The sequence below is a fragment of the Pseudomonas sp. RtIB026 genome, assembly GCF_016861355.2.
Lineage (GTDB): Bacteria > Pseudomonadota > Gammaproteobacteria > Pseudomonadales > Pseudomonadaceae > Aquipseudomonas > Aquipseudomonas peradeniyensis.
The window spans coordinates 410,967-428,911 of sequence record NZ_AP023348.2 but is presented as its reverse complement, the minus strand read 5'-3'; the positions used below and the strand labels follow the sequence as shown (position 1 = coordinate 428,911).

Here is a 17,945-nt window from a genome sequence, read left to right as displayed (position 1 = left end):
GCAGCTCATGTCGACACTTGAAAGTTTATCCTGGCAAATAGCCTATCCGCCGTCACTCGACTTCGGGCAACAGTTGTCCCGCGAACAACTGCAGCGCTCGATGCAGGAAACCATGTCCCTGCACGAAGGCGGCCCGGTCTGGCTGTTTGCCTACGGCTCGCTGATCTGGCGCCCCGAGTGCAATTCGGTCGAGCGCCAGCGGGCACGGGTGCATGGCTACCACCGCGGCCTGTACCTGTGGTCCCACGAGCACCGCGGCACACCGGAATGTCCGGGCCTGGTGTTCGGCCTGGACCGTGGCGGTTCCTGCAGTGGTTTCGCCTACCGTCTGGACGAAAGCAACCTTGACGATTCGCTGATGGCCCTGTGGATGCGCGAAATGCCGTTCCCGGCCTATCGCCCGCACTGGCTCAGCTGCCGTCTGGGCGACGGCAGCAAGGTCCAGGCCCTGGGCTTCGTGCTGGAACGGCACCTGCCATGCTACGCGGGCAACCTGCCGGACACCTTGCTCAGCCAGATCCTCGCCAGCGCCAAGGGGCGCTATGGCACGACACGCGATTACGTGGAGCAGACCCTCAACGCCCTGCGCAGCCACCAGATGCCCGATCGCAACCTGGAAGCCCGTTTCAGGCGTTGCCACAACCTGCGCGAGGTGTGAGCCCCGCGCATCGGGTTCATTCCTGGCCGGCGGCGGTGCCGAGGAACTTGCGCAGGAACTGGCGGGTGCGCTCTTCCCGCGGATTGGCGAACAGCGCCTTGGCCTCGCCTTGCTCGACGATCACCCCCTTGTCGAAGAAGATCACCCGGTTGGCGACATCGCGGGCGAAGCTCATCTCGTGGGTGACGATGATCATGGTGCGCTTTTCCTCGGCCAGGCCGCGGATGGTTTCCAGCACCTCGCCCACCAGCTCCGGGTCGAGCGCCGAGGTAGGCTCGTCGAACAGGATCACCTCGGGTTCCATGGCCAGGGCGCGGGCGATGGCCACCCGCTGCTGCTGGCCACCGGACAGGCGGCGCGGGTAGGCGTCTTCCTTGCCCGCCAGGCCGACCTTGGCCAGCAGGCGCCTGGCCAGCTCGATGGCCTTGTCGCGGGGCGTCTTCTTGACGATCACCGGCCCCTCGATGACGTTCTCCAGGGCGGTGCGGTGGGGAAACAGGTTGAAGTTCTGGAACACGAATCCGGCCTGCTGGCGCAGGCGGCGGATCGCACCCTGCTGGCCGCCCAGCGGGCGATTGGCATCGATGCTGATGTCGCCGATCTGGATGCGTCCGGCATCGGGGGTTTCCAGCAGGTTCAGGCAACGCAGGAACGTGGTCTTGCCCGAGCCGCTGGGGCCGATAATGGCGACCACCTCGCCGGGTTGCACGGTCAGGTCGATGCCGTTGAGCACGGTATGGCCCTTGAACTGCTTGGTCAGGCCTTGTACTACGATCATCTCATTGCTCCTGGTCGTGCTGGTTGACCCGCGCTTCCATGCGGTTCTGGAAGTGCGCCAGGATGCTGCAGAGGATCCAGTAGACCACCGCGACAGCCAGGTACATGGTGAAGACCTCGAAGGTCCGGGCGGTGATCAGCTGTGCCTGGCGGAACAGCTCGGGCACCTGGATGGTCGCCGCCAGGGCGGTGTCCTTGACCAGCGAGATGAAGCTGTTGCCCAGCGGCGGCAGTGCGGTGCGCAGGGCCTGCGGCAGGATCGCCCGGCGCATGGCCTGGGTGCGGGTCATGCCGATGCTGGCCGCCGCTTCCCACTGACCACGGTCGATCGAAGAGATCGCCGCGCGGAGGATTTCGCAGATATACGCCGCCATGTTCAGCGACAGGCCGATCAGCGATGCCGGGATCGGATCAAGCTCGATGCCGATCTGCGGCAGGCCGAAGTAGATCACGAACAGCTGCACCAGCAGCGGCGTGCCGCGGAAGAACGACACGTAGATGCGGGCGAGCCAGTCCAGCGGCAGGATCTTCGACAGGCGCATCAGTGCCAGGGCGAAGCCCAGCACCAGGCCGAAGAACATGCCGCCGACACTGAGCAGCACGGTATAGCCCGCGCCCTTGAGCAGGAAGGGCGCGGAATCGACAACGAGTTGCAGGCTTTCAGCGATCATTTGGTGACATCGGCACCGAAGTATTTCTCGGACAGCTTGGCCAGCGTGCCGTCGGCCTTGAGCTTGTCGATGGCCTTGTTCAGCGCCGCGAGCAGTTCAGGTTCGCCCTTGCGCAGGGCAACGCCCGACTCCAGCTTGGAGAATTTCTCGCCGGCCAGCGCGGTGGGTTTCTTGTCCTTGGCGGTTTTCTGCACGTACTCGAGCGCGGCCAGGCGGTCGATCAGGATGGCGTCGATACGGCCGTTGCGCAGGTCGGCGAATTTGGTCGGGTCGTCTTCATAGGTACGGACATCGGCTGTCGGCACGTCCTGTTTCACCCACTGCTCGTAGTTGGTGCCCAGGCCGACGCCGACCTTCTTGCCACCGAGGTCGGCGGCGGTCTTGATGTTCTTCTCGTTGTCGCTGCCCTTGAGCACCAGGGCCTGGATGCCGGAAACCGTGTAGGGCTCGGAGAAGTCGTACTTCTTCTTGCGCTCCTCGGAGATGGTCACCTGGTTGATCACCACGTCCAGGCGCTTGGACTCCAGGGCGGCGAGGATACCGTCCCACTTGGTCGGCTGGACCTTGGCCTTGACCCCCAGTTCCTTGGCCAGCAGTTCGGACAGTTCGACCTCGAAGCCGGCCAGCTTGCCGTTCTCGTCCTGGAAGCTGAACGGTGGGTAGGTGCCTTCCAGGCCGACGTTGATCACGCCCTTCTCCTGGATGGTCTTCAACTGCTCGCCGGCGAAGGCCTGGCCGAGCAGGCCGGCACCGAGCAGGAGCGCCAGGCTGGCGTTGAGAAGGGGTTTGGCGAATTTGGTCATGGCAGGCCCCGCGCTTGTTGTGGAAGTAGTGAGGTGGCGACTATAGAGGTGGGCTTCATAGGCCGGGAAATAATAAAAAATCATGTTGTTATTCCCGTTTCTGCATTTTGCAGCCGCTTATGCCCGACTTAGCTCAGGATGGAATAAAGCGTTGTTTTTTCCAAGAGGCAGATTTGACGTATCGTTGATCGCATCCATCCAATGCTGGCCTCTTCGCGGGTAAACCCGCTCCCACAGGTCCAGCGCAAGCCTCAAGGGCAATACGGTCCCTGTGGGAGCGGGTTTACCCGCGAAGGGGCCCTACCCGGCGATAAAAACAGTTGGCCTATCCGGCAGGAGAAACACCGTGAGCGAACAACCATCAACCGGGCACTGGCAACTGCAGGGCATCGTCAGTGGCCTGCGCAGCGCCCGTGAGCAGTGGCGCAGCAGCAACGGCCGCAGCAGCGGCGAGCAGGGCGGGCGCGAACTGCCATCGCGCGAGGCGCTGCGACAGATTCTCGAGCAGCTGTGCGGCGCGCTGTTCCCCATGCGCCTGGGCCCGGTGGATCTGCGTGAAGAGAGCGAAGACTTCTACGTCGGCCACACCCTCGACGCCGCGCTCACCGCGCTGCTGGCCCAGGCCCGCCTGGAGCTGCGCTACGCGGCGCGCCATGGCAAGACCGATGTGGTCGATGTCGATGGCCATGCCCTGCGCCTGATCCAGGACTTCGCCGCGGCCCTGCCGGCCCTGCGCGTGCTGCTGGACACCGACGTGCTCGCGGCCTTCCACGGCGACCCGGCGGCGCGCAGCGTCGACGAGGTACTGCTGTGCTACCCGGGCATCCTGGCGATCATCCACCACCGCCTGGCCCACCACCTGTACCAGGCCGGCCTGCCGCTGCTGGCGCGGATCAGCTCGGAGCTGGCGCACTCGGCCACCGGCATCGACATCCACCCCGGCGCGCAGATCGGCCCGAGCTTCTTCATCGACCATGGCACCGGCGTGGTGATCGGCGAGACCGCGATCATCGGTGAGCGGGTGCGTATCTACCAGGCCGTGACCCTGGGCGCCAAGCGCTTCCCCAGCGACGAGTCGGGCAACTTGCACAAGGGCCTGGCACGCCACCCGATCGTCGAGGACGACGTCGTCATCTACGCGGGTGCGACCATCCTCGGGCGGATCACCATCGGCAAGGGTTCGACCATCGGCGGCAACGTCTGGCTGACTCGCAGCGTGCCGGCTGACAGCAATATTACCCAGGCTAACCTGCAGTTGGATTGCCAGGACAAGGGCTGAGCCTGCCCCGGCCTTTTCGCGGGTAAACCCGCTCCCACAGGTACGGCGCTGAACAGACTGACAGCGCGACCCTGTGGGAGCGGGTTTACCCGCGAAGGGGCCGCCGCCGATGCCCCGCCCAGCGGCATCGGGTCGCATTGAAACTCGATCCATGTTTAACTTGAACGCTTGTTCAACGAAAAACGCTGGTCCATTGCCGGTGTTCAAAAGGAGGAATCGCCTTTGCTGAACCCGTTCAATCCGAACCTCACGTCCTTCGACGAGGTGCCCGTTCAATGAGTGCACCGACCCCCGACCTTGCCCACGGCAAGATCCGCATGAACCCCCCCGTGTTCTACTTCGCGGCAAGCTTCATCCTCCTCTTCGGCCTGGTCGTCATCGCCCAGCCCCAGGCGGCCGGCGACTGGCTGCTGGCGGCGCAGAACTGGGCGGCCAACACCGTCGGCTGGTACTACATGCTGGCCATGACCCTGTACCTGGTCTTCGTGGTGGTCACCGCCTTGTCCGGCTACGGCAAGATCAAGCTTGGTGCCGACCACGACGAGCCCGAGTTCAGCTACCTGTCCTGGGCCGGCATGCTGTTCGCCGCCGGCATCAGCATCACCCTGTTCTTCTTCTGCGTCTCCGAGCCGCTGACCCATATGCTCCAGCCGCCGCAGGGCGAGGCCGGCACGGCCGAGGCCGGGCGCCAGGCGATGCAGATCCTGTTCCTGCACTGGGGCCTGCACGGCTGGGGCGTGTTCGCCTTCGTCGGCATGGCGCTGGCCTACTTCGCCTACCGGCACAACCTGCCGCTGGCCCTGCGCTCGGCGCTTTACCCGCTGATAGGCAAACGCATCAACGGCCCGATCGGCTACGCGGTGGACGGCTTCGGCATCATCGCCACGGTGTTTGGCCTGGGGGCCGACATGGGCTTCGGCGTGCTGCACCTGAACGCCGGCCTCGACTACCTGTTTGGCATCAGCCACAGCCAGTGGGTGCAGGTGATCCTCATCACCCTGATGATGGGCGCGGCGGTGGCCGTGGCGGTCGCCGGGGTGGAGAAGGGCGTGCGGGTGATGAGCGACATCAACCTGTTCCTGGCCTGCGCGCTGCTGCTGTTCGTGCTGTTCGCCGGGCCCACCCAGCACCTGTTCAATACCCTGATCCAGAACCTTGGTGACTACCTGGGCGCCTTGCCGCGCAAGAGCTTTGATGTGTACGCCTACGGCGAGCAACGCGACTGGCTGGGTGGCTGGACGGTGTTCTATTGGGCCTGGTGGATTGCCTGGGCGCCGTTCGTGGGGCTGTTCATCGCGCGGATTTCGCGCGGGCGCACCATCCGTGAGTTCGTCTTCGGCGTGTTGCTGATCCCGCTGGGCTTCACCCTGGCGTGGATGTCGATCTTCGGCAACAGCGCCCTGGACCAGGTGATCAACCACGGCATGACCGCCCTCGGCCAGTCGGCCATCGACAACCCGTCGATGAGCCTGTACCTGCTGCTGGAAACCTACCCGTGGAGCAAGACGGTGATCGCCGTGACGGTGTTCATCAGCTTCGTGTTCTTCGTCACCTCGGCCGACTCCGGCACGGTGGTGCTGTCGACGCTGTCTGCCAAGGGCGGTGGCGCCGACGAGGACGGCCCGAACTGGCTGCGCATCTTCTGGGGCGCGATGACCGCGCTGATCACCAGCGCGCTGCTGTTCGCCGGCAGCATCGATTCGCTGAAGTCGGCGGTGGTGCTGACCTCGCTGCCGTTCTCGCTGATCCTGCTGTGCATGATGTGGGGGCTGCACAAGGCCTTCTACCTGGAAAGCCAGCGGCAGATCGCGCAGATGCATTCGCTGGCACCCTTCGCCCAGTCCCGGCGTGGGCGTGGCGGCTGGCGCCAGCGCCTGAGCCAGGCCGTGCACTTCCCGTCGCGGGACGAGGTGTATCGCTTCATGGACGACGTGGTGCGCCCGGCGATCGCCGAGGTGCGCGAGGTGTTCGAGCAGAAGGGGCTGGTGCTGATCACCCAGGACGATCCGAGCCATGACAACGTCAGCCTGAAGATCGGCCATGGCGAGGAGCAGCCGTTCATCTACCAGGTGCAGATGCGTGGCTACTTCACGCCGTCGTTCGCGTTGGGTGGGTTGGGTACCCAGGAGTTGAAGAACCGTCGCTACTACCGGGCGGAGGTGCACTTGAGCGAAGGTAGCCAGAACTATGATCTGGTGGGCTACAGCAAGGAGCAGATCATCAACGACATCCTCGACCAGTACGAGCGGCACATGCAGTACCTGCATCTGGTCAGGTAGATCGCTGGGGCCGCTTTGCGGCCCTTATCGCGGCACAAGGCCGCTCCTACAGGGGAATGTGATCTCCTGTAGGAGCGGCCTTGCGCCGCGAAAGGAGGCCAAAGGCCTCCCAGGGGCTCAGAACGGCGCATCCCCCAGGATGGTCGCCCGGTGCATCACCCGCCGATTGGGTCGGTAATCATCCACAGCAAAATGCTGCGTGACGCGGTTGTCCCAGAACGCCACGTCATTTTCCTGCCATCGCCAGCGAATGCTGAACTCCGGCCGCGTCGCATGGGCGAACAGCAGCTTGAGCAGCGCCTCGCTCTCCTGCTCGTTCAGCTCGTTGATCCGCGTGGTGAAACCTTCATTGACGAACAGCGCCTTGCGCCCGCTGACCGGGTGGGTACGCACCACCGGGTGCGACAGTGGCGGGTTGTTGCGCCGGGTGGCTTCCCAGCGCGCCAGGTCCTCTGGGGTGGTGCCGAAGCGCTCCAGCGGGAACGACTTGGTGAAATCGTGGGTGGCGGTCAGGCCGTCGAGCATCGTGCGCAGCGGCGCCGACAGCGCCTCGAACGCGGCGATCCCGCTGGCCCACAGGGTGTCGCCGCCAAAGGCCGGCAACTGCTTGGCGCTGAGCACCGCGCCCAGCGCGGGAGTCGGCAGGAAGGTCACGTCGGTGTGCCAGACGGCGTTGTCGCGCACGTCGGTGACCGCGGTGTCGAGGATCAGTACCTGCGGCGTCTGCGGCACATTGGGGTAGATCGGGTGGATGTGCAGGTCGCCGAAGCGCGCGGCGAAACGGGCCTGTTGCTCGGGGGTGATCGGCTGGTCGCGGAAGAACAGCACCTGGTGTTCGAGCAGCGCCTGCTCGATGGCATCACGCTGTTCGAGGGTGATGTCGCGGCTGATGTCCACGCCGCTGATCTGCGCGCCAAGGGCTGGGCTGAGAGGGGTGATGGTCAGGCTCATGTCGGTCTCGCTTGAAGGTTCGTTTCTCGTGCAGGCCGAGAAGTTCTATCGCGGGGCAAGCCCGCTCCCACGAGGTGAGACGGCTGCGTGGGAGCGGGCTTGCCCCGCGAATGGTCGTGACGGATCAGTGGCTCTGGCCATGCCAGGGCACCAGCTTGCGCTGCAGGGCGCGCAGGCCCATTTCCAGGGTGAAGGCGATCAGGGCGATCAGCAGGATCCCCAGCACCACCACGTCGGTGACCAGGAACTGCGCCGCCGACTGCACCATGAAGCCCAGGCCGCTGGTGGCGGCGATCAGCTCGGCGGCGACCAGGGTCGACCAGCCCACGCCAAGGCCGATGCGGATGCCGGTGAGGATGTCGGGCAGGGCGCTGGGCAGGATCACATGGCGGATCAGTTGCGCCCGGGTGGCCCCCAGCGACTGCGCGGCGCGCAGCTTGGCCGGGTCGACGGTGCGCACGCCGGTGGCGGTGGCGATGGCGATCGGGGCGAAGATCGCCAGGTAGATCAGCAGCACCTTCGACAGCTCGCCGATGCCGCACCAGATGACGATCAACGGCAGGTAGGCCAGCGGCGGGATCGGCCGGTAGAACTCGATCAGCGGGTCGAGGATGCCACGGGCCACGCGGTTGTAGCCGATGGCCAGGCCGACGGGGATGGCGGTCAGGGTCGCCGCCACCAGCGCCAGGCCGATACGGCCCAGGCTTGCGCCCAGGTGCTGCCACAGGCTGGCATCCATGTAGCCCTGGGTAAGCAGCGTCCAGCCCTTGGCCAGGATATCGGCGGGCGAGGGCAGGAACAGGGGTTCGACCCAGCCGGCGGCGGTTACCAGCCACCACGCCAGCAACAGGGAGGCCAGGGTGAGGGTGCTGATCCAGCGGGTCGGCAAGGGCTTGCGGGTTTTCACGACAGGAGGCGTGCGTGGTGCCCGCTTGGCGGCGGCCGGCAATTCGATACTGCTCATGCGGACTCCTGACGTTGCGAGAACACCCGCGCCAGCACGTGCTCGCGGGTTTCGATGAAGCGGGGATCGGACTTGATCGCCCGGGCCGACTCGCCAGCGGCGTAGCGCTGGCCAAAGTCCAGTTGCAGACGCTCGACCACACGCCCCGGATTGGGCGCCAGCAGCACCAGCTCGGTGGCGAGGAACACCGCCTCTTCGATGTCGTGGGTGATCAGGAACACCGGTTTGGCGGTGCGCTGCCAGACCTGCAACAGCAGCTCCTGCATCTGTTCGCGGGTAAAGGCATCGAGGGCGCCGAACGGCTCGTCCATCAACAGCACCCGCGGGTCGGCGGCCAGCGCCCGGGCCAGGCCCACGCGCTGCTTCTGCCCGCCGGACAATTGCCAGATACGCCGCTCGCCGAAGCCGGCGAGGTCGACCAGCGCCAGCATCTCGCGGGCCTTGGCTTCACGCTGGACACGGGGCACGCCGGCCAGCTCGAGGCCGAAGGCGACGTTGCCGAGCACGTCCTGCCAGGGCAGCAGGGCATCGTCCTGGAACACCACGCCGCGATCGGCGCCAGGGCCTTGCACTGGCGCGCCGTCGAGGCTGATGCGCCCGCCGCTGGGGGCAACGAAGCCGGCGATCAGGTTGAGCAACGAGGTCTTGCCGCTGCCGGACGGCCCGAGGGCCACCAGCAGCTGGCGCGGGCCCAGGCTCAGGTTGATGTCGGCCAGCACCGGGGTAGCGGCGCCGGGGTACTGTGCGCTGATGCGCTCCAGTTCGAGCAAGGCCATGACGGGCTCCGGATCAGTTGGGCAGGTATTGGGCGCTGACGTAGGGCGAGTAGTCGGGCAGCACGGCGTCGACCTTGCCCTGTTGCTTGAGGAAGGTGGCGGTGTCGGTCAGTGCCTGGGTGGTCGGCTCGCGCAGTGCGCTGGCCTGGTCGGCGGCCAGCGGATAGACGTTGCCCTGCAGCAGCACCGGGATATCGGCAGGCTTGGCGCCGGACAGCTTGACCAGCTTGGCGACGTTGTCCTTGTCGGCCAGCCAGGCTTTCGGGTCCTTGCGGTAGTCGGCGTAGGCATCGAGGGTGACCTTGGCGAACGACTTGACGATCTCCGGGTGCTTGGCGGCGAAGTCCTTGCGCACGATCCAGGCATCGAAGGTCGGCGCGCCTTTCTCGGCCAGCTCGCCCGAGGTGATCAGCACCTTGCCGTTTTCCTTGGCCACGCCCAGGGCCGGGTCCCAGACGTAGGTGGCGTCGATGTCGCCGCGCTTCCAGGCGGCGATGATCGCCGGTGGCGCGAGGTTGAGGATCTGCACTTTCGACGGGTCGATGTTCCAGCTCTTGAGCGCGGCCAGCAGGCTGTAGTGGCCGGTGGAAACGAACGGCACGGCGACTTTCTTGCCGACCAGGTCCTGCGGGGTCTTGATGTTGTCACGGGCGACCAGGGCCTCGCCGGCGCCGATCTGGGTAGCGATCAGGAAGGTCTCGACCGGCAGCTTGCGAGTGGCGGCGGCGGCCAGCGGGCTGGAGCCGAGGTAGCCGATCTGCACGTCGCCCGAGGCGACGGCGGTGATCACATCGGCGCCATTATCGAACTTGCGCCAGTCGATGCTGGCCTTGCTGTCCTTTTCATAGGTGCCATCGACCTGGGCCACCTTGGCCGGGTCGACGGTGGTCTGGTAGGCGACGGTCAGGTCGGCGGCCTGGGCCAGCCAGCTGGCACTGGCGAGGGTCAGGGCGGCGAACAGGCGCAGCGGAGCATGCGGGATCATGGTTGAACCTCTCGTCAGGCATTCTGGGATGGATGGCGAGAAGACTAGATGATCTAAGAAATAGTAAATAAATAACTTTTTAGAATTAGCTTAAAAGCCAAACGCTCTGAACCTGCGCGGTTTACGGGCTCGCTCCCGCACGAGGTGGGAAGCTGGCGGAATCGCTCAAGACGGCTAGTCTTGTTCGGTTCCTGCGGGGGTACCATCGGTCGACAGCTCGGCAAACGTTTGCACATAACCTAAAGGTATGATTGACGGCGTCGATACAGCGTTTCGTAGGAATGGTTCCGATGTTATTCCGTAAAAATCTTACAGATTCATAAAACGGTCATTTTGGATTTATAGGATTGTCATTATCCTGTAGCGCAGGTCGGCGGGTTAGACCAAAGTCGCAGATCGACCGTTAGCGATTGACTTGGCGGTCACGCATTTGTGCTAAATCGCCAATCCGGGTGAGTGGGGCAGCAGACTCCGCCGCTTGAGACGCACAAAAATTAGAACGTAGAGGAGCAAAACATGTACAAGTCCAGCCTGGCCCTGGCCGTGGCACTGGGGGTTCTCGCCCAACAAGCAGGCGCTGCCGGTTTCATCGAAGACAGCAAGCTGTCCCTGAGCTCGCGCACCATGTACTTCGACAACAACAACCGCGAAGCGCACGCCACTCCGGCAACCGCGACTCGTCCGGCCGGCAAGCGTCCGGATCAGCGTGAAACCGGTCAAGGTTTCAAGCTCGACTACATCTCCGGCTTCACTGAAGGCACCGTAGGCTTCGGTGTCGATGCCCAGGCCGTGTGGGGTATCCACCTCGATGGTGGCAAGGGCTACCACAAGTCCGGCTTCCTTCCGGACGATACCGACGGCTCTTCGGTAAGCCAGTGGGCACGCGTTGGCGCCAACGCCAAGGCCCGCTTCTCCAAGACCGAAGCGCACTTCGGTAGCGCCCTGGCACCGATGCTGCCGATCCTGGTCTCCAACGACGGTCGTCTGCTGCCGCAGACCTTCGAAGGTGCAACCATCACCTCGAAGGAAATCGACAACCTGACCATCAACGCCGGTCAGCTGACCCACGCAATGGGTCGTGCCTCGAGCAACCGTACCGGCCTGTCGGTCAACGGCGCGACCGCTGACAGCAACAAGTTCCGCTACGGTGGCCTGGACTACAAGCTCACTCCAGACCTGACCCTGCAGTACTACTACTCGAACCTGGAAGACTTCTACAAGCAGAGCTTCCTGGGCGCCACCCACGTCTTCAAGATCGCTGACGACCAGTCGTTCAAGACCGACCTGCGCTACTTCGACAGCAGCAGCGATGGCAAGAACGGCCACGGTGGCGGCTACAACTTCAACAACAACGGCGGTTATGCCAAGGAAACCGGCAAGGTCGACAACAAGACCTGGTCCGCCATGTTCACCTATACCCTCGGTGGCCACGCGCTGATGCTCGGCCATCAGCAGGTCAACGATGATGGTGGCTTCGTCTGGCTGAACCAGGGCGGTGTCGTTGATGGCAACGGCCGTGCCGAAGGTGCGGGCGGCGCCAGCTTCTACCTGTTCACCGACAGCATGATCAACCAGTTCGCCAAGGCCGGTGAAAACACCACCTTCGGTCAGTACTCCTACGACTTCGCCCGTCTGGGCGTGCCGGGCCTGAAGGCTTCGGTCGCCTACCTGCGCGGTCAGGATGGTCGTAACACCGACGGCCACGGTACCTTCAGCGAGTGGGAGCGTGACGCGCGCGTCGACTACGTTCTGCAGGAAGGCACCCTCAAGGGCCTGGGCTTCAGCCTGCGCCAGGGCGTCTACCGTGGCACCGGTTCGGGCGCTGCGAACGACCAGGATCAGACTCGCTTCATCGTCAACTACACTTACGCCTTCATGTAAGTCGTAGCGGCATCAAGAAAGCCTCGCCTAGTGCGAGGCTTTTTTGTGTCTGCGAATCCGTATGCTTAATGGTTATAAATAAATCGATATTTATTCTTTTTATTTTTATTCGGAAGCAGGCACATTGAACCCACAAGGCCAGACACAGCACAGGAGCCGCTTTCATGAGCCTCAAACTCGGCGATATCGCCCCCGATTTCGAACAGGATTCCAGCGCCGGCAAGATCCGTTTCCACGAATGGCTGGGCGACAGCTGGGGCGTGCTGTTCTCCCACCCGGCCGACTTCACCCCGGTGTGCACCACCGAGCTGGGCCTGACCGCCAAGCTCAAGGAAGACTTCGCCAAGCGTGGCGTGAAAGCCATCGCCCTGTCGGTGGACCCGGTCGACTCGCACCACAAGTGGATCGATGACATCAACGAGACCCAGAACACCGTGGTCAACTTCCCGATCATCGCCGACGCCGACCGCAAGGTCTCCGACCTGTACGACCTGATCCACCCCAACGCCAGCGACACCCTGACCGTGCGCTCGCTGTTCGTCATCGACCCGAACAAGAAGGTGCGCCTGACCATCACCTATCCGGCCAGTACCGGGCGCAACTTCAACGAGATCCTGCGGGTGATCGACTCGCTGCAGCTGACCGACAACTACAAGGTCGCCACGCCAGGCAACTGGCAGGACGGCGACGAGGTAGTGATCGTGCCTTCGCTCAAGGACGAGGACGAAATCAAGCGGCGCTTCCCGAAAGGGTACCGGGCGGTGAAACCCTATCTGCGACTGACCCCGCAACCAAATCGATGAGGTATTGCTCGTTGCATTGCTCTTAGCCAAGCAGGGATCTTCGGGCCGTTTCGACGGCCCTTTTTTATGTCTACCGAAAGCCTGTAGGAGCGGCCTTGTGCCGCGAAAGGGGGGCGCAGCACCCCCAGGATTTTCAGCGTCAATGCACTTATCGCCGGGGCCGCTTTGCGGCCCTTTCGCGGCACAAGGCCGCTCCGACAGAGATAAATCTGAATATCTCTATATGGAATAAATAAATACGAAAATATGATTTCTAGATATATATGACTAACTGTTAATGTCACTTCCATCCAGCGGGGACAACCCCTCGCGGCCCTGCAATCGAATCGAAGGAAGCGCTTTCAATGCTGGTTGTTTCTGTCGGTGGTAGCCCCAGTCTTCGTTCACGCTCCGGCGTGCTGCTAGAGCGCTCGCGCGACTGGCTGCAGGAGCGCGGCGTCGAGGTGGTGACCTTCCAGGTGCGGGAATTCCCCGCCGAGGACCTGCTCCACGCGCGCTTCGACAGCCCGCAGGTGCGTCACTTCAATGAACTGGTGGCCCAGGCCGATGGCCTGGTGGTCGCCACCCCGGTGTACAAGGCGTCGTTCGCCGGCGCCCTGAAGACCTTGCTCGACCTGCTGCCCGAGCGTGCCCTGGAACACAAGGTGGTCCTGCCGATCGCCACCGGTGGCAGCATCGCCCACATGCTGGCCGTGGACTACGCCCTCAAGCCCGTGCTGTCGGCCCTCAAGGCGCAGGAGACCCTGCAGGGGATCTTCGCCGACGACAGCCAGATCGCCTACGGCGAAGGCGCCAGGCCCGCGCAACTGGCCGCTGCCCTGGAGCAGCGCCTGCAGGATTCGCTGGAAACGTTCCACAGCGCCCTGGCGCGCCGGCCTCGGCCGGTGGTGCCGGGCGAGCTCAACGAACGCCTGATCAGTGCCCGTTGGAGCATCTGACCGCCCGCTATACCGCTTGACCGTTTTTCCCACCTTACTCGCCCGTCAACGAGGCAAGCAGGTGCTACCCGAACCCACTCGCACAGGAGAGCGCCATGCGCACAGTCTTCTTGCGTCGCGGTCTGGTCGCCCTGTTTGCGGCGGCTGTGTCCTTCGGCGCCATCACCCAAGCCCAGGCCGAGAGCCTGCGCATCGGTTACCAGAAATACGGCACCCTGGTGCTGCTCAAGGCCAAGGGCTCGCTGGAAAAGCGCCTGAAGGAACAGGGCATCGACGTGCAATGGACCGAGTTCCCCGGCGGCCCGCAACTGCTCGAAGGCCTCAACGTCGGCTCCATCGACTTCGGCGTGACCGGCGAAACCCCGCCGGTGTTTGCCCAGGCCGCGGGTGCCGACCTGCTGTACGTCGCCTATGAGCCGCCAGCTCCGCACAGCGAGGCGATCCTTGTGCCGAAGGGATCGACGATCCAGTCGGTGAAGGAACTCAAGGGCAAGAAAGTCGCCCTCAACAAGGGCTCCAATGTGCACTACCTGCTGGTGCGCGCCCTGGAAGACGCCGGCCTCAAGTACACCGATATCCAGCCCGTCTACCTGCCGCCGGCCGACGCCCGCGCCGCCTTCGAGCGCGGCAGCGTCGACGCCTGGGTGATCTGGGACCCGTACCAGGCCGCCGCCGAGCAACAGCTGCAGGCACGCACCCTGCGTGACGGCAAGGACCTGGTCGACAACCACCAGTTCTACCTCGCCACCCGCAGCTATGCGACCCAGCACCCGGCGGTGATCAACACCCTGGTCGAGGAAGTGCGCGCCGTGGGCGAGTGGTCCCAGGCCAATCCGCAGCAGGTCACCGACCAGGTCGCGCCGCTGCTCGGCCTGCCCGCCGACATCACCCTGACTTCGGTGAAACGCCAGGGCTACGGCGCCGCGCCGCTGACTCCGGACGTGATCGCCGCGCAGCAGAAGATTGCCGACACCTTCCAGGCCCTGAAGCTGATTCCCAAGCCCTTGAGCATCAAGGACGTGATCTGGACACCCCCGGCCAAGGTCGCCAGCGCGCCTTGAACGATTCGCCTGCGCCGGGGCGTCGCCCCGGCTTGAGCCACCCTTGAGGAGACAACTCCAATGAGCCTTAACATCTTCTGGTTTCTCCCCACCCACGGTGACGGCAAGTACCTGGGCACCAGCGAAGGCGCCCGCGCCGTCGACCACGGCTACCTGAGCCAGATCGCCCAGGCCGCCGACCGCCTGGGCTTTGGCGGCGTGCTGATCCCCACCGGACGTTCCTGCGAGGACTCCTGGCTGGTGGCGGCCTCGCTGATTCCGGTGACCGAGCGCCTGAAGTTCCTGGTGGCCCTGCGCCCGGGGATCATTTCGCCGACCGTGGCCGCGCGCCAGGCCGCCACCCTGGATCGCCTGTCCAACGGGCGTGCGCTGTTCAACCTGGTGACCGGCGGTGATCCTGACGAACTGGCCGGTGATGGCCTGCACCTGAACCATCAGGAACGCTACGAGGCGTCGGTGGAATTCACCCGTATCTGGCGCAAGGTGCTCGAAGGCGAAACCGTTGACTACGACGGCAAGCACATCCAGGTGAAAGGCGCCAAGCTGCTCTACCCGCCGATCCAGCAGCCGCGTCCGCCGCTGTACTTTGGTGGCTCCTCCGAGGCCGCACAGGACCTGGCCGCCGAGCAGGTCGAGCTGTACCTGACCTGGGGCGAGCCGCCGGCGGCCGTCGCCGAGAAGATCGCCCAGGTGCGCGAGAAGGCTGCCGCCCAAGGCCGTGAAGTGCGCTTCGGCATCCGCTTGCACGTGATCGTGCGGGAAACTAACGAGGAGGCCTGGGCCGCCGCCGACAGGCTGATCTCGCACCTGGACGACGACACCATTGCCCGCGCCCAGGCGTCGCTGGCGCGTTTCGACTCGGTCGGCCAGCAGCGCATGGCCGCCCTGCACGGTGGCAAGCGCGACAAGCTGGAAGTGGCGCCGAACCTGTGGGCCGGTGTCGGCCTGGTGCGTGGCGGTGCCGGTACCGCGCTGGTGGGCGATGGCCCGACCGTCGCGGCGCGGGTCAAGGAATACGCCGATCTTGGCATCGACACGTTCATCTTCTCCGGTTATCCACACCTGGAGGAGTCGTACCGCGTCGCCGAGCTGCTGTTCCCGCATCTGGACGTGCAGCGCCCGGAGCAGCCGAAGACCGGTGGCTACGTGAGCCCGTTCGGTGAAATGGTCGCCAACGACATCCTGCCCAAGTCCGTGTCGCAGAGCTGAGGACCGGGGCCATGAGTCGTGCATCCCCCACCACCTGGTCGAAGCGCCTGGCGCCCTGGGCCCTGCCGATCCTGCTGCTGGCGGTATGGCAGCTGGCGGTCAGCGCCGGCTGGCTGTCGACCCGCATCCTGCCGGCGCCGAGCGCGGTGGTCAGTGCCGGTGTCGAGCTGGTGCGCAGCGGCCAGATCTGGACCCACCTGGCTATCAGCGGCTGGCGTGCCGGCCTGGGCTTCGTGATCGGCGGCAGCCTTGGTCTGTTGCTGGGTTTCATCACCGGCCTGTCGAACTGGGGCGAGCGCCTGCTCGACAGCTCGGTGCAGATGATCCGCAACGTGCCGCACCTGGCGCTGATCCCGCTGGTGATCCTGTGGTTCGGCATCGACGAGTCGGCAAAGATCTTCCTGGTGGCACTGGGGACGCTGTTCCCCATCTACCTGAACACCTACCACGGGATCCGCAACGTCGATCCGGCGCTGGTGGAGATGGCGCGCAGCTATGGGCTGTCGGGCTTTGCGTTGTTCCGCCAGGTGATCCTGCCGGGGGCGCTGCCCTCGATCCTGGTCGGCGTGCGTTTTGCCCTGGGTTTCATGTGGCTGACGCTGATCGTCGCCGAGACCATCTCGGCCAACGCCGGCATCGGCTACCTGGCGATGAACGCCCGCGAGTTCCTGCAGACCGATGTTGTGGTGCTGGCCATCGTCCTGTACGCGGTGCTCGGCAAGCTGGCCGACCTGGCCGCCCGGGGCCTGGAGCGGGTGTGGCTGCGCTGGCACCCGGCGTACCAGGTGGCGAAGAAGGAGGGCGCATGATGACCGTGCTCAAGGAACAGCCGCCACGCCTGCTGCGTGGCATCCCCCTGGCGGCCCGGGACCTGCGTCGCACCTTCGGCCAACGTGAAGTGCTGCGCGGCATCGACCTGCACATTCCGGCCGGCCAGTTCGTCGCCATCGTCGGCCGCAGTGGCTGCGGCAAGAGCACCTTGTTGCGGCTGCTGGCCGGGCTCGACCAACCCAGCGCCGGCCAACTGTTGGCGGGGGCCGCGCCGCTGGCCGAGGCCCGCGAGGATACCCGCCTGATGTTCCAGGACGCGCGCCTGCTGCCCTGGAAGAAAGTGATCGACAACGTGGGCCTGGGCTTGTCCGGCAACTGGCGGCCCCGCGCCCTGGAGGCATTGGCGGCGGTCGGCCTGGTCGATCGCGCCAACGACTGGCCGGCGGCGTTGTCCGGCGGCCAGAAGCAGCGGGTGGCCCTGGCCCGGGCGCTGATCCACCAGCCGCGCCTGCTGCTGCTGGACGAGCCATTGGGCGCGCTGGATGCCCTGACCCGTATCGAAATGCAGCAATTGATCGAGCGCCTGTGGCGCCAGCACGGTTTCACCGTGCTGCTGGTCACCCACGACGTCAGCGAAGCCGTCGCCGTGGCCGACCGGGTGATCCTGATCGAAGACGGCGCCGTCGGCCTGGACCTGGTCGTCGACCTGCCACGGCCACGGGTGCGGGGTTCGCACCGCCTGGCGGCGCTGGAAAGCGAAGTGCTCAACCGTGTTCTGTCCGTCCCGGGCACCCCGCCCGAGCCGGAGCCTGTAGCCCCCTTGCCCACGCAGTTGCGTTGGGCTCACTGAATCCTCGAAGCCGCAAAAGGAATGACGCCATGACCATCAAAGCCATCAACGTTCGCAACCAGTTCAAAGGCACCGTGAAGGAAATCCTCGAAGGCCCGGTACTGTCGGAAATCGACGTGCAGACCGCCTCCGGTATCGTCACTTCGGTGATCACCACCCGTTCCGTGAAGGAGCTGGAATTGCAGGTGGGCAGTGAGGTGATCGCCTTCGTGAAATCGACCGAGGTGTCCATCGCCAAGTTGTGATGGTCTGGATAGAGGGCGCTGTGCGCCCTTTTCGTGGCACGAGG

18 protein-coding genes are annotated in these 17,945 nt (G+C 64.8%); 11 read left to right on the top strand and 7 right to left on the bottom strand.

The window, feature by feature from the left end:
• Positions 1 to 7: 7 nt before the first annotated feature.
• Positions 8 to 658 (top strand): gamma-glutamylcyclotransferase, encoded by a 651-nt coding sequence (locus PRtIB026_RS02000; protein WP_203649520.1) that lies wholly within the window; start codon positions 8 to 10, stop codon positions 656 to 658.
• A gap of 16 nt (positions 659 to 674) precedes the next feature.
• Here PRtIB026_RS02000 and tcyN read toward each other — a convergent pair whose 3' ends face one another.
• The 3 genes from tcyN to tcyJ are packed head-to-tail and all read right to left on the bottom strand — an operon-like array spanning position 675 to position 2,909.
• Positions 675 to 1,436 carry an L-cystine ABC transporter ATP-binding protein TcyN gene (tcyN, locus tag PRtIB026_RS01995; protein WP_203649522.1) on the bottom strand — a complete coding sequence of 254 codons (762 nt, stop codon included), beginning with the start codon at positions 1,434 to 1,436 and terminating at the stop codon, positions 675 to 677.
• A 1-nt stretch (position 1,437) separates the two neighbouring features.
• The gene (tcyL, locus tag PRtIB026_RS01990; protein ID WP_203649523.1) at positions 1,438 to 2,106 is read right to left on the bottom strand and encodes a cystine ABC transporter permease; all 669 of its coding nucleotides are present in this window, start codon (positions 2,104 to 2,106) and stop codon (positions 1,438 to 1,440) included.
• Complete coding sequence (gene tcyJ, locus PRtIB026_RS01985; protein WP_203649525.1) at positions 2,103 to 2,909, bottom strand: cystine ABC transporter substrate-binding protein; 807 nt, start codon at positions 2,907 to 2,909, stop codon at positions 2,103 to 2,105. Before tcyJ ends, tcyL begins: the two co-directional genes overlap by 4 nt.
• Positions 2,910 to 3,255: 346 nt before the next feature.
• Between tcyJ and epsC the strand changes: the two genes are divergently transcribed.
• Complete coding sequence (epsC, locus tag PRtIB026_RS01980; protein WP_203649527.1) at positions 3,256 to 4,188, top strand: serine O-acetyltransferase EpsC; 933 nt, start codon at positions 3,256 to 3,258, stop codon at positions 4,186 to 4,188.
• Positions 4,189 to 4,505: 317 nt separating this feature from the next.
• Positions 4,506 to 6,467 carry a choline transporter BetT gene (betT, locus tag PRtIB026_RS01975; protein ID WP_162232990.1) on the top strand — a complete coding sequence of 654 codons (1,962 nt, stop codon included), beginning with the start codon at positions 4,506 to 4,508 and terminating at the stop codon, positions 6,465 to 6,467.
• 117 nt (positions 6,468 to 6,584) lie between these two features.
• Here the strand turns inward: betT and tauD are convergent, their stop codons facing one another.
• The 4 genes from tauD to tauA all read right to left on the bottom strand — a co-directional run bounded on the left by tauD (position 6,585) and on the right by tauA (position 10,143).
• Positions 6,585 to 7,418: a taurine dioxygenase gene (gene tauD / locus PRtIB026_RS01970; protein ID WP_203649536.1), complete on the bottom strand. Its 834-nt coding sequence runs from the start codon at positions 7,416 to 7,418 to the stop codon at positions 6,585 to 6,587.
• A gap of 124 nt (positions 7,419 to 7,542) precedes the next feature.
• A complete protein-coding gene (gene tauC / locus PRtIB026_RS01965) occupies positions 7,543 to 8,382 on the bottom strand; it encodes a taurine ABC transporter permease TauC (RefSeq protein WP_203649538.1) in 840 nt (279 codons plus the stop codon).
• Positions 8,379 to 9,158 (bottom strand): taurine ABC transporter ATP-binding subunit, encoded by a 780-nt coding sequence (tauB, locus tag PRtIB026_RS01960; protein ID WP_203649540.1) that lies wholly within the window; start codon positions 9,156 to 9,158, stop codon positions 8,379 to 8,381. Before tauB ends, tauC begins: the two co-directional genes overlap by 4 nt.
• 13 nt (positions 9,159 to 9,171) lie before the next feature.
• Positions 9,172 to 10,143: a taurine ABC transporter substrate-binding protein gene (gene tauA, locus PRtIB026_RS01955; RefSeq protein WP_203649542.1), complete on the bottom strand. Its 972-nt coding sequence runs from the start codon at positions 10,141 to 10,143 to the stop codon at positions 9,172 to 9,174.
• Positions 10,144 to 10,659: 516 nt separating this feature from the next.
• On the opposite strand from tauA, the gene PRtIB026_RS01950 reads away from it, so the two are divergent.
• The 8 genes from PRtIB026_RS01950 to PRtIB026_RS01915 all read left to right on the top strand — a co-directional run bounded on the left by PRtIB026_RS01950 (position 10,660) and on the right by PRtIB026_RS01915 (position 17,901).
• Positions 10,660 to 12,024 carry an OprD family porin gene (locus tag PRtIB026_RS01950; protein WP_203649544.1) on the top strand — a complete coding sequence of 455 codons (1,365 nt, stop codon included), beginning with the start codon at positions 10,660 to 10,662 and terminating at the stop codon, positions 12,022 to 12,024.
• Between the two features lie 164 nt (positions 12,025 to 12,188).
• The gene (locus PRtIB026_RS01945) at positions 12,189 to 12,827 is read left to right on the top strand and encodes a peroxiredoxin (protein ID WP_028689219.1); all 639 of its coding nucleotides are present in this window, start codon (positions 12,189 to 12,191) and stop codon (positions 12,825 to 12,827) included.
• Between the two features lie 344 nt (positions 12,828 to 13,171).
• On the top strand, positions 13,172 to 13,765 hold the full coding sequence (gene ssuE / locus PRtIB026_RS01940; protein ID WP_203649547.1) for an NADPH-dependent FMN reductase: 594 nt from the start codon (positions 13,172 to 13,174) through the stop codon (positions 13,763 to 13,765).
• A gap of 95 nt (positions 13,766 to 13,860) precedes the next feature.
• Positions 13,861 to 14,826, top strand: coding sequence for a sulfonate ABC transporter substrate-binding protein (locus tag PRtIB026_RS01935; protein WP_203649549.1), 966 nt, complete (start codon positions 13,861 to 13,863; stop codon positions 14,824 to 14,826).
• 60 nt (positions 14,827 to 14,886) lie between these two features.
• Complete coding sequence (gene ssuD, locus PRtIB026_RS01930) at positions 14,887 to 16,035, top strand: FMNH2-dependent alkanesulfonate monooxygenase (RefSeq protein WP_203649551.1); 1,149 nt, start codon at positions 14,887 to 14,889, stop codon at positions 16,033 to 16,035.
• Between the two features lie 11 nt (positions 16,036 to 16,046).
• On the top strand, positions 16,047 to 16,844 hold the full coding sequence (gene ssuC, locus PRtIB026_RS01925) for an aliphatic sulfonate ABC transporter permease SsuC (RefSeq protein ID WP_186712556.1): 798 nt from the start codon (positions 16,047 to 16,049) through the stop codon (positions 16,842 to 16,844).
• On the top strand, positions 16,844 to 17,656 hold the full coding sequence (gene ssuB / locus PRtIB026_RS01920) for an aliphatic sulfonates ABC transporter ATP-binding protein (RefSeq protein WP_203652577.1): 813 nt from the start codon (positions 16,844 to 16,846) through the stop codon (positions 17,654 to 17,656). The genes ssuC and ssuB overlap by 1 nt, the downstream gene beginning before the upstream one ends.
• 29 nt (positions 17,657 to 17,685) lie before the next feature.
• Entirely contained in the window at positions 17,686 to 17,901 is a 216-nt protein-coding gene (locus PRtIB026_RS01915) for a TOBE domain-containing protein (protein ID WP_008095172.1), read from the top strand.
• The last annotated feature ends 44 nt before the right edge of the window (positions 17,902 to 17,945 follow it).

Excerpts from the sequence above, each read along its gene's own strand:
- PRtIB026_RS02000 (WP_203649520.1), top strand. The coding sequence starts at position 8 with ATGTCGACACTTGAAAGTTTATCCTGGCAAATAGCCTATCCGCCGTCA.
- tcyN (WP_203649522.1), bottom strand. The coding sequence starts at position 1,436 with ATGATCGTAGTACAAGGCCTGACCAAGCAGTTCAAGGGCCATACCGTG.
- tcyL (WP_203649523.1), bottom strand. The coding sequence starts at position 2,106 with ATGATCGCTGAAAGCCTGCAACTCGTTGTCGATTCCGCGCCCTTCCTG.
- tcyJ (WP_203649525.1), bottom strand. The coding sequence starts at position 2,909 with ATGACCAAATTCGCCAAACCCCTTCTCAACGCCAGCCTGGCGCTCCTG.
- betT (WP_162232990.1), top strand. The coding sequence starts at position 4,506 with ATGAACCCCCCCGTGTTCTACTTCGCGGCAAGCTTCATCCTCCTCTTC.
- tauD (WP_203649536.1), bottom strand. The coding sequence starts at position 7,418 with ATGAGCCTGACCATCACCCCTCTCAGCCCAGCCCTTGGCGCGCAGATC.
- tauC (WP_203649538.1), bottom strand. The coding sequence starts at position 8,382 with ATGAGCAGTATCGAATTGCCGGCCGCCGCCAAGCGGGCACCACGCACG.
- tauB (WP_203649540.1), bottom strand. The coding sequence starts at position 9,158 with ATGGCCTTGCTCGAACTGGAGCGCATCAGCGCACAGTACCCCGGCGCC.
- tauA (WP_203649542.1), bottom strand. The coding sequence starts at position 10,143 with ATGATCCCGCATGCTCCGCTGCGCCTGTTCGCCGCCCTGACCCTCGCC.
- PRtIB026_RS01950 (WP_203649544.1), top strand. The coding sequence starts at position 10,660 with ATGTACAAGTCCAGCCTGGCCCTGGCCGTGGCACTGGGGGTTCTCGCC.
- PRtIB026_RS01945 (WP_028689219.1), top strand. The coding sequence starts at position 12,189 with ATGAGCCTCAAACTCGGCGATATCGCCCCCGATTTCGAACAGGATTCC.
- ssuE (WP_203649547.1), top strand. The coding sequence starts at position 13,172 with ATGCTGGTTGTTTCTGTCGGTGGTAGCCCCAGTCTTCGTTCACGCTCC.
- PRtIB026_RS01935 (WP_203649549.1), top strand. The coding sequence starts at position 13,861 with ATGCGCACAGTCTTCTTGCGTCGCGGTCTGGTCGCCCTGTTTGCGGCG.
- ssuD (WP_203649551.1), top strand. The coding sequence starts at position 14,887 with ATGAGCCTTAACATCTTCTGGTTTCTCCCCACCCACGGTGACGGCAAG.
- ssuC (WP_186712556.1), top strand. The coding sequence starts at position 16,047 with ATGAGTCGTGCATCCCCCACCACCTGGTCGAAGCGCCTGGCGCCCTGG.
- ssuB (WP_203652577.1), top strand. The coding sequence starts at position 16,844 with ATGACCGTGCTCAAGGAACAGCCGCCACGCCTGCTGCGTGGCATCCCC.
- PRtIB026_RS01915 (WP_008095172.1), top strand. The coding sequence starts at position 17,686 with ATGACCATCAAAGCCATCAACGTTCGCAACCAGTTCAAAGGCACCGTG.